The 12,622-nt window shown below is 34.5% G+C and carries 19 protein-coding genes; 2 read left to right on the top strand and 17 right to left on the bottom strand.

Annotated features, from left to right (window positions below; all coding sequences use genetic code 11):
• Positions 1–39: 39 nt before the first annotated feature.
• Positions 40–219, bottom strand: coding sequence for a hypothetical protein (locus tag MHB39_RS02830; protein ID WP_342545795.1), 180 nt, complete (start codon positions 217–219; stop codon positions 40–42).
• 328 nt (positions 220–547) lie between these two features.
• On the opposite strand from MHB39_RS02830, the gene MHB39_RS02825 reads away from it, so the two are divergent.
• Positions 548–763 carry a helix-turn-helix transcriptional regulator gene (locus MHB39_RS02825; protein ID WP_342545794.1) on the top strand — a complete coding sequence of 72 codons (216 nt, stop codon included), beginning with the start codon at positions 548–550 and terminating at the stop codon, positions 761–763.
• Positions 764–991: 228 nt separating this feature from the next.
• Here MHB39_RS02825 and MHB39_RS02820 read toward each other — a convergent pair whose 3' ends face one another.
• The 16 genes from MHB39_RS02820 to MHB39_RS02745 form a co-directional block, all read right to left on the bottom strand.
• Entirely contained in the window at positions 992–1,723 is a 732-nt protein-coding gene (locus tag MHB39_RS02820; protein ID WP_342545793.1) for a DUF2971 domain-containing protein, read from the bottom strand.
• Positions 1,724–1,890: 167 nt separating this feature from the next.
• The gene (locus tag MHB39_RS02815) at positions 1,891–2,067 is read right to left on the bottom strand and encodes a terminase small subunit (RefSeq protein ID WP_342545792.1); all 177 of its coding nucleotides are present in this window, start codon (positions 2,065–2,067) and stop codon (positions 1,891–1,893) included.
• A 52-nt stretch (positions 2,068–2,119) separates the two neighbouring features.
• Entirely contained in the window at positions 2,120–2,881 is a 762-nt protein-coding gene (locus MHB39_RS02810; RefSeq protein ID WP_342545791.1) for a hypothetical protein, read from the bottom strand.
• Between the two features lie 156 nt (positions 2,882–3,037).
• On the bottom strand, positions 3,038–3,775 hold the full coding sequence (locus tag MHB39_RS02805) for a hypothetical protein (RefSeq protein ID WP_342545790.1): 738 nt from the start codon (positions 3,773–3,775) through the stop codon (positions 3,038–3,040).
• 279 nt (positions 3,776–4,054) lie between these two features.
• Positions 4,055–4,888 (bottom strand): hypothetical protein, encoded by an 834-nt coding sequence (locus MHB39_RS02800; protein ID WP_342545788.1) that lies wholly within the window; start codon positions 4,886–4,888, stop codon positions 4,055–4,057.
• A gap of 56 nt (positions 4,889–4,944) precedes the next feature.
• A complete protein-coding gene (locus MHB39_RS02795; RefSeq protein WP_342545787.1) occupies positions 4,945–5,574 on the bottom strand; it encodes a hypothetical protein in 630 nt (209 codons plus the stop codon).
• Between the two features lie 4 nt (positions 5,575–5,578).
• A complete protein-coding gene (locus MHB39_RS02790) occupies positions 5,579–6,010 on the bottom strand; it encodes a hypothetical protein (RefSeq protein ID WP_342545786.1) in 432 nt (143 codons plus the stop codon).
• Positions 6,011–6,239: 229 nt separating this feature from the next.
• Positions 6,240–6,839, bottom strand: a complete 600-nt coding sequence (locus tag MHB39_RS02785; RefSeq protein ID WP_342545785.1) for a BRO family protein — start codon at positions 6,837–6,839, stop codon at positions 6,240–6,242.
• A 382-nt stretch (positions 6,840–7,221) separates the two neighbouring features.
• Positions 7,222–7,539, bottom strand: a complete 318-nt coding sequence (locus tag MHB39_RS02780; protein ID WP_342545784.1) for a hypothetical protein — start codon at positions 7,537–7,539, stop codon at positions 7,222–7,224.
• An 88-nt stretch (positions 7,540–7,627) separates the two neighbouring features.
• Positions 7,628–7,993: a hypothetical protein gene (locus tag MHB39_RS02775; protein ID WP_342545783.1), complete on the bottom strand. Its 366-nt coding sequence runs from the start codon at positions 7,991–7,993 to the stop codon at positions 7,628–7,630.
• Between the two features lie 250 nt (positions 7,994–8,243).
• Positions 8,244–8,711: an ERCC4 domain-containing protein gene (locus MHB39_RS02770; protein ID WP_342546882.1), complete on the bottom strand. Its 468-nt coding sequence runs from the start codon at positions 8,709–8,711 to the stop codon at positions 8,244–8,246.
• A 58-nt stretch (positions 8,712–8,769) separates the two neighbouring features.
• Complete coding sequence (locus tag MHB39_RS02765; protein WP_342545781.1) at positions 8,770–9,387, bottom strand: hypothetical protein; 618 nt, start codon at positions 9,385–9,387, stop codon at positions 8,770–8,772.
• 43 nt (positions 9,388–9,430) lie between these two features.
• On the bottom strand, positions 9,431–10,369 hold the full coding sequence (locus MHB39_RS02760; RefSeq protein ID WP_342545780.1) for a hypothetical protein: 939 nt from the start codon (positions 10,367–10,369) through the stop codon (positions 9,431–9,433).
• 65 nt (positions 10,370–10,434) lie between these two features.
• Entirely contained in the window at positions 10,435–10,752 is a 318-nt protein-coding gene (locus MHB39_RS02755) for a hypothetical protein (protein WP_342545779.1), read from the bottom strand.
• A gap of 63 nt (positions 10,753–10,815) precedes the next feature.
• Positions 10,816–11,085: a hypothetical protein gene (locus tag MHB39_RS02750; protein WP_342545778.1), complete on the bottom strand. Its 270-nt coding sequence runs from the start codon at positions 11,083–11,085 to the stop codon at positions 10,816–10,818.
• Positions 11,085–11,318, bottom strand: coding sequence for a helix-turn-helix domain-containing protein (locus MHB39_RS02745; protein ID WP_342545777.1), 234 nt, complete (start codon positions 11,316–11,318; stop codon positions 11,085–11,087). Before MHB39_RS02745 ends, MHB39_RS02750 begins: the two co-directional genes overlap by 1 nt.
• A gap of 97 nt (positions 11,319–11,415) precedes the next feature.
• Between MHB39_RS02745 and MHB39_RS02740 the strand changes: the two genes are divergently transcribed.
• Entirely contained in the window at positions 11,416–12,594 is a 1,179-nt protein-coding gene (locus MHB39_RS02740; RefSeq protein WP_342545776.1) for a helix-turn-helix transcriptional regulator, read from the top strand.
• Positions 12,595–12,622 lie beyond the last annotated feature (28 nt).

The raw sequence follows: 12,622 nt of genomic DNA, 5'->3' as shown, positions 1-12,622 counted from the left end.
ATTCTTTTTTCCATCCAAATTTACTTTCTAACATGCTTTTTATACGCAATCTGTTATTACAGTAATACGCCGGTCATACAAATAAACCTCAATTGCATTGATAGCCGCTACTAACGCATTCAACTCTGTCAGCAATTTACTATCCTTCGTTTCTTTCCATTCAGCTCCAGCTGTATAGAATTGTTCTTTTAGATAATCAAGTGTGTTTTGTAAACGCATATCGCTTCTCCTCCCCACTTAGTCACTTTTTAATTTGCTGTGTAAGCAACTTCATATAGCCTTTTAGCATGGCTCGTGTTATTTTCTGGCGTTCTTGCGTTGTTAGTACCATCATACATTCACCTACCTTTATGTTGCATGTCGGCTATTTCTAGTCCATTCACCGACTGACTGTTGATAGTCAACTTGTAAAATTTTATATTTCCACTGTAAATCATTTGATTGCATAAATCAAGCATTTTGTAAAAATAAACATTGCTAATAGCAATGTTTTAGTTGTCAAAAGCAATATAATATATGGTATAATAATATTGTAGGAGGTGTTAGAATGTCTTTAACGATGGGAGAAAAAATTAAAGTTCTTTTGAATCGAAAAGATATGTCTGTTCAAGATTTAGCCGAACTACTGGGGCAATCAAGACAGAATATCAATACGAAATTGAAGAAGGATAATTTCAACGAACAAGACTTACGAAAAATTGCTACTGTATTAGAGGTTGAATTTGAAGGCTTTTTCTTCTTAAAAAATGGTGACAAAATCTAATGGCAGCACAAAAAGCATCTACTCTCCTGGAGCGGATGCTTTTTTTCTATATGAGAATGTGGATTGGAATATTGAGAACAGTGGTATGAGACAGAATATCCATTAAAACACTCTTTGCTTAACAGTCGAGAATACATTCCTTTTTTGACAGGTATTACACATTAAATTTAATATCTGAATTTACTACTTCTGCATTTAATCCATATTTATTTTTTGCGATGTTTGCTATTAACTCAACATACCATTTTCTGCAAAAGGACTTATATAAATTTTCTCTATAAAATCATTCAAATCATCGATTTTTAATGACATTGATTCTGCATTTTCCTTAAAAACAATACCTCTTACCTCTTTTTCATAATCATAATAAGATTTTTTTAATACTAAAAAATTCTCAATTACTTTAGGTCCTTCTCGTTCGATATAGCGAGGAACCTCTATTTGCTTTTCTTCATCTTCTCTAATGTATCTTACTTTGTAGAGGCATCCTTTTTCTTGCTCTAGTAAGTTTTTAAGTTTTTTTGCACTAGTTTGAATAGCTATTCCATAATCTTTTGCGTAGATTTGCCATAACGCATAAGATTCATTATTCATTTCATTCCAACAACTTACAAATGCACTTTTTTTAATCTCAATTGTTTTTTCAATATATCCGCCTTGTACTTCTTGGATTTTGTCTTCTGCTAGTTCATCTTCTTCGCTCTTTTTAGTTAACCAAGCTAAACTTTGAAGCCCTTTTGAATAAGCAATAACATTTTTAAATGGGGCATCTCCTTCAAATAAATCCTCGAATTTATCTGCTCTATTTAAAAATAATTCTTCCCTTTCGATTAGACTTAAAAACTTTGGTAAACCCATGTATCTAATTAATTTAGTTTCATCGTTAACAGCATAACATTCGAGTTCTTTTTCCCTTAACTTTTTAAAGTCATCATAACTTGATTCATTTTTAGATATCATACCTAACCTCCCTTTCTCTACTAATCATAATACGAACTTTATAAATTGTCATATTCTTACTTTGTTAATTAATAGCTAAGAAGATTATGAGAACCTCTCAGAAACAACTAATAATCAGCCTTATAAAATACTCATCTTGTACATTTAAATGACTTTGTGTTCAAATTCTACGAGAGCATGTATGTATTTACTCTAGCATTCTCCAACAATTTATAACTCTGCGTATTGGCATAATTCTTACTGTATCCAGCTTTTATAGCTGCATCTACTGCATTTCCTAACTCAATATAGTAATCAGCAAATGCTAGTTTTTTCGGTGTTAATTTCTTCTCAATCAATGGCATCACCCCATTATGCTAGTTGCTTTGTAAAATAAAAAAGCACTCTCAAGAGTGCTTAATCTTCAATACGTTGGATGAGTGAGAGCATAATTTTTCCAACACTATTAAAATAGTATTTTTCATCTATATCTTGCGTTACGTCGGCCATTTCCATATCTGTATCAATATCCACGCCAATATCTGGTTCCAATTCTTTTGTAATCAGTTGTAATCCCACACTTTTCTCAAGAGTTATTAATAAACTATTTCTAGTTACATCCTTCTCTTTAGCAAAGTAATTTAACCTTCCGCTAACATAAAAGTACTCGGTCTTATTTCTTTTTAACTTAGGAGTTCTCAACTCATTTGGTCCAACATAATCAATGTATTGATCTAATAATTTTAAGTTTTTTATGTCAATATCATAAAAATGTGATAACGCATTCAAACAAATCAGCGTTTCATGTGATACTTCCTTTTCATCATCTACAACAGAATTCAAAATAGTTCCCATTATTAATGATGCTTTCGAAGAATTACTTAGCAAAACTTGTCGAAATGTATTTGCTACGAATTCAGCTTTCTCAGGGGAATCAATAAACTTTTTTAGTTTATTTAGTTGCTGTTCAGTAGGCTCGTCCATTGTAAAACCTTTCAAGCATTGTTCAAATCTTTTTTGACTAATCCAATTGTTTGCTTTAATTCCTAAATCTACAAATTTAAATATTTCCCCACTGGATTTCACTATTTCGTTATCAGTTACAGTTGTAAGAAAGTCAGATACTTTTTCTATCTTCTCGCCAATTTCTTCAATAATCTTTTCTAAATCATTTGTCATAATTTATCACCTCTAACCAATAATAATCTATAATAAGAAATATATGTAATAATTTTTCACTCTCAAAAGTAAGTACCGTTGCCCTAGCTGTAAAGGGGCGGAAGTGCCCGATACTCACTTTTTTGGGCAAAAATAAAAACATCCCACAGGATGTTCTTAATCTTTTCTTTTATTTGGATATGTCCACTTTGAGCCTTTAACATCAAACTCAAATAAAATTTCTTTTTCCTTTTTATCATTTATCACATAATGACACTCTTTTAAATTTCCAAAATCCATTATGTATTCTAATCTTTCGTTCATAAGTGTCGAATATTCAACAACAACTTTATTTAAGTTTATTATATTGCCCATCCCAATTGATGGTTGTGCAATAGGAATAAAGAGTTCAATTTGTTTTTCCAACACTCCCGTATTAACTACTATGTCCGGTAATTGACTACCTTCGTTATCTTCAGAACTAATGCAGATATTACAGTCTAATATTACATCCGAATTTCCATAGTGCGAAATTTTCATATAAGAAGTTGAAGTATAAACATAATCATCTTTCGGTACTATTTTTAATAATTCTTCATAGCCCACTGTTCTAATCAATCTACTATTTTCATGAGTTTTTACATTCTTTAATCCTATGGGTCCTTGGAAATCATTAAGAACAATAAATGATCTGTTATTCTTCATTTCTTTCTCATAATCACTTTTTTTCTGATTGTGATTGTTCAGTAACGCTATTGATATCGCTCCAATTAACCCTAAAAAACTACCTAAAAACCCCAACCAAGGATTAGCTTCCATTGAAACTCCAGGAGCTGTCCAAGATAATAATCCGTAGTTAATTATTACTGGCACTAAAAGTAGTGAAGCGTATAAAATTATTATATTTTTATTCATAAAAACCCCTCCACGCTAATCATAAACCATGAGGTTGAAAATATGTAATAACATTTTGATACAAAGTCAAGTGTCGCCAACTTTGGCGACACCTCAAAGGTCTGGGGGAATATCCCTTGTCCTTTCAAGTGGTTGCATTTTCGAAACACTTCGCAAAGTTTCCCGAAAAGTTGGGAAGAGGAATTCATCTCGTTAGACAAAAAACTTTCTGCCACTTGTGACAAATTAAAAAACACCTACCGTACACTGATTGTAGATGCTTCTTTACTGCCATTTTGTTTATAATCCCCACTGATCCTTTAGCTTGGTGAGGAATTTCATCTTGCTGCCATCATCGCCACAAGCATCCGGATGGAACTTCTTTGATGCCATGCGATAGATTTCTTTTAACATAGTTTTTTCATTTTCGTTGTAGTTACTATTTGAAGTTGACGGGTAACTACCACCGCCTGTTCCAAAGTGTTCCTCGAATCGTTTCCACTGTTCTTGCTCGCTACGTCTTTTATATTCTTTTTGCGCCTTTTGCGCTTCTTCTGCCGTACCTTTAGCGGCTATCAACCGTTCTAAGTATTCCTTATTTCTAACTATGCCATACACATCATAAATACGGTTGTAGGTGTCTTTACCATATAGTTTTTCAAATTCTCTCTTGGTATTCCTATGTGTTGTTAAAATAGCCTGGTGTTCTTTATGGGTTTTATATTCCTCTGTTTGCTCAAACTCGGCTTTTATTGCATCTTCCAACGGATTTAACTTATCATAAACCATTCTATAAAACTGACCTCTTTTAATACCCATTTCCGCTATCTTTGCATCAAGTACAGACTTTACAACCTTATCATCAAAGCCATATTCAACAATATCATAATAACTCATTGTACAGATTGCCCATTGTTTCTTTTTAACCTTACCATTTTCTCTATACGAATGATGAATACTAATCTTGTATGCATCCAGTATAGGGCGTTCAAAGCGATCCTCACTGTAATGGTAAGTATATTCCGTTATTTCTTCCCCATCGACTGTATAAACATCCGTATCAACTAACAATTCCTTGGCGGCTCCATATTCATCAGGCTTCTTCTTTTGTATTTTCTGAATGACACAAAACATGTATGATACTCCTTTCTATGTAGTTACTTACAGAAACATACGTAGTACCTACAGTACTAGGAACACGCTATTGTCTTACGGAAGCGGTTTTTTATCGTAAACTTTTCAGCATAGTTCTGTAACGCGCTTTCAGATAAATCAACCCGGCCATACTGTTTTTCTTTTTCTCGCCGCTTTTTAATCTGCTCGTCAAATGAACCATCACGATCCCAGTAATCTGTAAGCAACTCATCATCTTCCATTGTATCTATCTGTGCATCCCATTCAGTCACTGATACTTCAAAGCCATCCTCTTTTATTTGGTCACGTTCTAAAACATAGCTCAAACACTCTTTTAGCGCCTTTAACACATTAGGGTATAAACCAACGGGGTTTACTTTCCAAGCCTCATACTGCGCTCGCTCGTCATCATAGAGAAGGGAAACTGCTTCTTCTAATACTTCAACACGCTGTTTTACTTGTTTCATGCGTTGATTTCGTGATTCATGAAGTTCTACCAGGTAAATTGCATAATCTTCAACATGACAAGCCAATTTGTAAATGCGTCCGCTACCATAATCGAAACCTGTTATCGTTGGAGCAATACCTTCATAAGCTTCCTGTCGCTCCGCTTGATATACTCGTTCGATTTCTTCTAATTCTTGTTGTGCATGTAAGTACGCCCAAAACTGGCTGTCTGTTAGCATGCTATCACCCTTTCATTCGTTGTTCTCTTGCTTTTAAGCGGTCAACCATACTTTGTTGTGTAGTGTTTGATAAATCTTCTGAATGGACTTCCTGAGAGTTTAGAAGTTTATGCAGTTTCTTGTATGCTAAATCCTCTAATGCTTTTAAATTATTTATAGCCCTTGTAGGCTCGGTTTGAACATAATCATAGAAAACCATGGCTGTACGTTCTCTCGGCACATTATCAAGTCTATGGGCTAAAATAAGCTCGTCCTTAAATTTCAATTCATCCCAGCAACTTGAGAGAATATCTTGAGCCTTTTCAATCACCTCGATAGCAGCCGATATTTTATAACGCTTTACCTCACCTTCTGGCATGGCTTCCGCTTCTTTTAATGATTCGTATGCTGCAGGTATTTGCTTTTTGAAAAGTCGTTTTAGTTCATCTAGGGTCAATATCTTTCACCATCCTGTATATACAGTACACCTACATTTCCCAACATTTTAGTGGGTTGCCGACAAAAGCCAACATCTTCGAAGCGGTTATTAGCCTCCTACAAGCGACATACCTTAGCATTTCTCAGCATCCCTAATACGTAAAAAATGTTAGCAAAAGTTAGCATGGTTGCATTCTAGATACACACTATTTTTGTTTGAATTCATGTATTTGTTTGTTTTGAAATTTTTAAGCTTCATACACTTTCTTACTGACAGACAAATCAAGCCTGAATTTTTCTTTTGCAATCATTAAATCAACTGTATCAGCTAAGATTGGCTCTCGTTCAATCAACATTTCTGGCGTCATTTGATTCTTCTTTAACATATTTTTATGCCCATAACGACTGGATACAGCTTTGTTAGCAATTGTGTTTGCTTTTATAAAGTTCACCCTTGTTGGTTCAAGCAATGATTGATGTAACTTAGCCATTGTTTCCTTTTGATGCTCTTTATCTAGCATTCTAAATATTTGAAAACCTTCTAATCCACTAGACTGACGGAGTGTTTTAACTACTTCAAATAGCCAATCTTCAAATTCTTCTGCTTCCGGTCTTTGTGAACGAGTTATTGCTTTGTAGATCCCCTGTTCAGATATTGCTGTAAACTTCTGATTCATACCTGCCAATTTGACATGTGTAAGAAATTTACTTTTTAAGTGTCTTGTCATAGCAGCTGTACTACTGTAACAAAGAGCATCTGCTACATCTTTAGCAATCCCCCACCACTCACCTTCAATTTCCACGAAACGAATTTCATAATCGAGCCATTTCTCTGTTTTAATGTCCACTATGTTTTCCTCCTCTCATTTTTCAAACATTGCAACCATCAATTGAAAAGGTTGCATCCTTTTTCGTTTGGTACGCACACTTTTAGATGCATACTTTTTCTGTTCTGCAGCATGGTAGTACTACGAAAAATTGTCGTAGTTGATTGGAGTACTGCAATGGAGTACTCCGTTAAATGTTAGGACTTATCATCGATAAATACCTCACAAACACCTCACAATTTCTACTGTTTATTACTGCCCTGTTCCGTTTGGGAAGTGAATTGAGTTCCGTTTTGGAAACGTTGCAACCTTAACATTGCTTAACATGTCCCAGTACATTGAAATTTGTATTTAATCCTGTGTTTTGTAGCTTTTTAAAAGGAACGTTGTTTGTTTCGAAACGTTACCATTCATCGAACCGTTGCATTTCTTCCAACTTCTCATAATCTCGATGTGCTAGTGGAACAGCCAATTTCAAATATTGTTCTTGGTATTCAGTACTCGGAAAATACACAATCAATTCAGCGCATCTACATACAGCTACACCGCCTACCCAGTTTTCCTTTGCTGCTATTCTTCTAACAGTTTGATATGGTACGCCAAAGAGTTTAGAAACGTCCTTTAACGATGTACGGCTATTTTTTTGAGAGCGTGCGTAATATTCCCGCATCCAATCCCAATCATATTTACTGTTTAAAATGCCATCCCCCCTTAAACACATCCCAAAGCCTTTTTAAGAACATTCGTTTCATCTTTGTACTTTTTCTCATAAACTAGATTTGAAACGTTCCTGTAGATTCTTGTACGTTCTAAGCTATATCTCCACCGAATGTCTCTGTTACTTCTACTTTTCGAAGCTCCTCATAATAAGCTCGTTCACGTTCATTCAATGCGGATCGTTTTTTATAAAACTGAATAAGCTTTACAACCTGTTCTATAGCTTGTTCCTTATGGATCACCTTTAGGTCGCTGGCCCAGATAACAAGTGCTTTATCCTTTCTACTACGTCGAGCGTTGAATAATAACCGCTCCGCTAACATCCTTTCGTCAATCCCACGTCTTACGTTGCGATTGAAATATTGAGAAACTTTTGCCATATTATTACGTCCATTTGCTTTTAATATAGGGCGTATTTCTTTAATGAATTTATGGTGTAATTTTTTCACGTGTTCCATGGTCCATCCCCTTTTATAGTTTTACTGCCGACAATTGCCACCTTTTATACGAAGCGGAATGCTATCATTTGCTATCATTCTTATTCATTTGATTACTTTTTTCTTCATACAGATTCAATATTTTGTACCTACAAGCAAAAATACGTTAACAAATGTCAACATCATTAATGTAATAAGTTCAAGTTTTATCAAGTTCCTTTTAGTAAGTAATGCGTCGTTACTATTCTTTCGATGTGTTCGTATATACTAGCTACCCTTTCAATGCGGCTCGAACATGATAATAAAGATGGTTGTATATCCAGTTACCGCTTAATTGCATATCATTCAAAAAGGTTGTAGAGAAGCGGTAGCGTGCTTCAAACGTTTTGATTCGTGCTAGTAATGCTTTAGGATTGTATTGGCTTCTGTAGTTACCATGTACCAAGTCTGAGTAACTACCTTCTATTAATAAAGTAAAGTGTGATTTCTGCGATCTGATCAATTCATGTTCAAACCGCTCCTCTTTGATACTACTAGCTAATTCATCAATGCTGTTCTTACGTTCCACAGTGAACGGAAAGTAAGTGTCTCTGTATATACCTAGCTCAAAATTCTGAGGAAGCATTGCTCTGTAATCCCCTGTATCTAGCTTTATAGCTGTATATGGGATATTATGAAGCTCAAAATAGTTTGTAATGTGCTGGTTGACCTGTTCTCTTGTGTCTACCAGCACGATCATAGAAGCTAATAGCTTTTTCAATTCCGTATCGGTATATTTGAATGTTGCTAACAACTTATCATCCCTTTACTAGACGCAAGTGGTTCGACTTGCTCGTTTTTATTTTTTGTGGCTTTCCATGTCGCACATAATAAACTTGTCCTTTATCATTTTTAAAGGTGTTAGGTGTTTTATGCCCTTCTGATGCCATAAACTCTTCCATCAAGTCTAGGTGACCATTAAAACGTCTCATAGCACTCATGGCTACCATACCTTGAACAGCGAAATTCATAATGTCATCATTCATGTACTCCATGATTAACTCTAAAATACTTTCACCTATTTGCTTATGTGGCTCTAGCTCTAATTCATTGATGGCTTCTAGTGTAGAATAGTAATCCTTCATTTCGTATTTATCGCCGTCAAACACTTTCTCAATCGGGAATATGTTCATGAACTCATTGAGCGTTAAAATGCTCATAATTGTTTTTAAACTGGATATGAATTCAAAACATGCAATTGCTTCTTGATAATTCTTCAATTTGGGATGCGTGGCTATTGCCTTCACACCGTAGTACACCATCTTTTGAAGGTATGAAGTCTGGTCAGTTCCTTCATATACCGGTAATGCTTCTAATGTGCGGATATAAGCATTTATATATAAGCTGTACTTATGCTCGTCTCTCACTATCGGCATTTCTTCAACCCCTCTACTATTCTTTTTTAACCTCCATGACGAATCAGGCTGTTTGTTCCTGCTTTTCTATTAACTGCTCATAGCTGTGTATGCCTTGACTACGCCATTTAGCAATATGTGCTGGTATGTCATTAACTGACTTAGCACTAATATCCTCATGTTGCGCCATTTCGTTTAAAGCTGCCGAAATTAGTCTGTGGTCCTTATACATTCCAATCAACCGCTTAAGTGTATCAATATCATTCTGATTTACAGACCCGAAAGTAAACTCACAGGCTTTGATAACTTGTTTTAATTGATCTGAAGTATCAGAAGAAGGAACAGACCGACCGACGACTGTTTTTTCTTTTGTCTCTTCTACCGCCTCTCTATTTACGCTATTAGTAATACTAGAGGCGGGAAAAGATTGTCTGTCTGTCTTTTCTGTTCTAAAACCTTTTGAAGTAATCTCTGTAGTATTATCTGAAGTAGTATCTTGTAGTAATCTATGGTTATTGGTGTGCTCAATTTGAACAGTCTGATTGCTCATTATTAGCAACTCGTCTGCTCGTTCTGAACAACTGGTTTGCTCATCTTGAATACATGGATTGCTCATTTTGAGCAAATCGTCTGTGCAATTTGAGCAAGTCGATTGCTCATTTTGAGCAGTCATGATATTTGTTAGATTTTCGTAATTAATCCGATACCATTTTGTTTTATCAATACCCATTTTGTTATATTTACTCGTACTGACTAATAAATCTTGTTTTTCCAAACTACTAATTACTCTGCGAATAGTAGCATTAGACCAAAATGGCAACTCATGTTGCCACTCTAAATACGTCTTATATACCCACACAAAACCGTCACGTTCATTCTTTGACCTTTGTTTCCAATAGTGAAGTTGATTCAAAAAGACGGCTTCATTCAAACCGATTATTTTAGCTAAAACAGGTGAAAAACCTAAAAATGCCCCTTCTACTAGCCGTTCTTCAATTTTCAAAACTATTCACCTCGATTCTTAGAAGCTGTCATAAAACACACCTCCTACCTTCGTTATTATTATGGTTAAAAAATTGCTTCTGCAGCTCCCCTCATGGCTTCAATGATTTTCTTATGAGTGGCTATATATAGTTCCTTGTCATGTAAATAGGATGCAAGCTCGTCCTTATTTCGTGCTAACCAGTAGCCTGAATGACTGCCGCTCTTAATACTTACAATAGGTACTCCTTTCAACCGTAATTCAAAAATTAGCTGGTGAAAATAACGGCGATCTTTAATCATTAATCGCTCCATAATTTGTGAACCTGTTAAACTCTCTGAATCTCCCAATCCCTCTAGAATGCGATATACACGTAATTCATCATTTGTTAAATTTTCATACATTCTCTTTGCCCCCATTCTTTCACATATTCCTGTACAACGCCGCCAAACGTATTTGTTTTTGATCTACCACTCACTCGTTATTTCTTCAACTAAAGCAAAAGCTTCGTGTGCCATATACCAACGCTTTGAACTTTTCTTTCTCTCTATGGCCCTGAAACGAACATCCGACAAAATTTCTTGTTCTAAATATCTTTTAGAAATGCAAGTTAATTCTGAAAGTTTATTTACATCCACCATCCATAGTTGCGCTTGGATAGCTTCATCAAGTTTCTTTTCAACGTATTGCTTGATTGCTTGTTTATCAATTTGAACACTGATTTCTGTAGGAATCATTATTTAACAACCTCACTCCGTTGCAATTCATGGTTTACACTAACTTCAAAAAAAATATCACCAATTTCTCGATCTAGTTCCCTCGAAATTAATATCGCTGTTTCTAAATTAGGTATAACTTCTTTATTTTCTACATTCATAATCGTTACCCTACTTAAGTTTGTTCTTCTCGCAAGTTCAGAAATAGACATACCTCTTTTCCGTCGAACTTCTTTCACCTTGTTGCTAATCATGAATTACACCTCCTTGATCTCTAGTATAAATTGCATGTTTTAATATTGCAAGTCATGGTTTACAATATAGATAAAGAATTTTTTTGGAGGGTATCCTATGAATGACTTTGGAAAGTACCTTAAAGAAATACGGGGTAATAAATCGCTTCGTGAAATGGAACGGATTACTGGTTTAAGTCACACTTATTTGAGTACGTTAGAAAAAGGAATCGACCCAAGAAGTGGTAAGGAAAGAAAACCTACACCTGAGATTTTAAAAAAACTTTCAGAAACGTTAGATATTAACTATACGGAATTAATGGAAAAAGCAGGATATATTGATGAAAAAACCATATTAGAGAAGGCCATAGACGCTCAAGCATGGTTAATAAAAGAAATTAGAGATATTAAAACTCAAATTTCCATGAATGAAATGGAGTTGAGTTGGTGGAATGAAAATCGAGAAAGAAATTCCCAAGAAATTGATCCCAAGAAAAAAATAGATCCAGCTATTGAAGAAGTTGTTAAAAAGAGAGTAGTTAAATTAAAACACTCATTAATTTATCGGGAGAAAATACTGGGTGATTTAAACAACCAAATTGAAGATTATTCAAATCCCCAAAATGACCAAAGTGTGATTATTAAAAAGTTAGAAGCTATTGTAAAATCTATCGAAGGAAGAAATAGTTTTGAAAAACTCTCTAATCTACTGATGATAAGTACTCAATCAACTCGTATATTAAGCTCTGAAGAGAGGACAGAACTTGATGATTTTTTATACGAATATGTTAATTCGCCCATGTTCAAATTTGAAAATAAGGATTCACTAGATAAATTAGAAAAATATAGTATCAAGAAAGGTTTTAACTTATACAGGAAACTCAGTAAAGAACAGATAAAAAGTGTACTTAATTATCACATTGAATATGCAAAAGAAAGACCAGTTTCAGATGGAATTAGAAACGGCTATAAAGATTTTTTATTAGAAGAAAACATTAGTGTTGAAGAATTTTTTGCTCCAATGCGTGCACTTTTAAAAGAAAAAGAAACTAAAAAAGAAAATCATGAATTTACTTTTTCATTTACTACACCTGCAATGAAGGAAGTTGCTATTAACGCAAAAAAACATTTGGTTCCAATCCCTAGAGAAGAAGCGGAAAAATCGTTTTATGATGTAAGTAATTTACTTAACTTAGAAGGGGTAAACTACAAAGGGCGTAAACTCTCACCAAATGATATAAAAAAAATACTTTTAGCAATCGAAAAAATGGAAGATACATTTGATTATGAAGATTAAAAAATAACTTACTCACCTATTCCTGTAC

This window comes from Lysinibacillus sp. FSL K6-4013 (assembly GCF_038630435.1).
Taxonomy (GTDB): Bacteria; Bacillota; Bacilli; order Bacillales_A; family Planococcaceae; genus Lysinibacillus; species Lysinibacillus boronitolerans.
This window is presented reverse-complemented; position numbering and strand designations above follow the sequence as displayed.

What these genes read in the sequence shown, in the direction of transcription:
- MHB39_RS02740 (WP_342545776.1), top strand. Translation starts at nt 11,416, where the DNA reads ATGAATGACTTTGGAAAGTACCTTAAAGAAATACGGGGTAATAAATCG.
- MHB39_RS02770 (WP_342546882.1), bottom strand. Translation starts at nt 8,711, where the DNA reads ATGATCGTGCTGGTAGACACAAGAGAACAGGTCAACCAGCACATTACA.
- MHB39_RS02820 (WP_342545793.1), bottom strand. Translation starts at nt 1,723, where the DNA reads ATGATATCTAAAAATGAATCAAGTTATGATGACTTTAAAAAGTTAAGG.
- MHB39_RS02810 (WP_342545791.1), bottom strand. Translation starts at nt 2,881, where the DNA reads ATGACAAATGATTTAGAAAAGATTATTGAAGAAATTGGCGAGAAGATA.
- MHB39_RS02765 (WP_342545781.1), bottom strand. Translation starts at nt 9,387, where the DNA reads ATGCCGATAGTGAGAGACGAGCATAAGTACAGCTTATATATAAATGCT.
- MHB39_RS02780 (WP_342545784.1), bottom strand. Translation starts at nt 7,539, where the DNA reads ATGTGTTTAAGGGGGGATGGCATTTTAAACAGTAAATATGATTGGGAT.
- MHB39_RS02745 (WP_342545777.1), bottom strand. Translation starts at nt 11,318, where the DNA reads ATGATTAGCAACAAGGTGAAAGAAGTTCGACGGAAAAGAGGTATGTCT.
- MHB39_RS02750 (WP_342545778.1), bottom strand. Translation starts at nt 11,085, where the DNA reads ATGATTCCTACAGAAATCAGTGTTCAAATTGATAAACAAGCAATCAAG.
- MHB39_RS02755 (WP_342545779.1), bottom strand. Translation starts at nt 10,752, where the DNA reads ATGTATGAAAATTTAACAAATGATGAATTACGTGTATATCGCATTCTA.
- MHB39_RS02795 (WP_342545787.1), bottom strand. Translation starts at nt 5,574, where the DNA reads ATGCTAACAGACAGCCAGTTTTGGGCGTACTTACATGCACAACAAGAA.
- MHB39_RS02775 (WP_342545783.1), bottom strand. Translation starts at nt 7,993, where the DNA reads ATGGAACACGTGAAAAAATTACACCATAAATTCATTAAAGAAATACGC.
- MHB39_RS02815 (WP_342545792.1), bottom strand. Translation starts at nt 2,067, where the DNA reads ATGCCATTGATTGAGAAGAAATTAACACCGAAAAAACTAGCATTTGCT.
- MHB39_RS02800 (WP_342545788.1), bottom strand. Translation starts at nt 4,888, where the DNA reads ATGTTTTGTGTCATTCAGAAAATACAAAAGAAGAAGCCTGATGAATAT.
- MHB39_RS02825 (WP_342545794.1), top strand. Translation starts at nt 548, where the DNA reads ATGTCTTTAACGATGGGAGAAAAAATTAAAGTTCTTTTGAATCGAAAA.
- MHB39_RS02805 (WP_342545790.1), bottom strand. Translation starts at nt 3,775, where the DNA reads ATGAATAAAAATATAATAATTTTATACGCTTCACTACTTTTAGTGCCA.
- MHB39_RS02830 (WP_342545795.1), bottom strand. Translation starts at nt 219, where the DNA reads ATGCGTTTACAAAACACACTTGATTATCTAAAAGAACAATTCTATACA.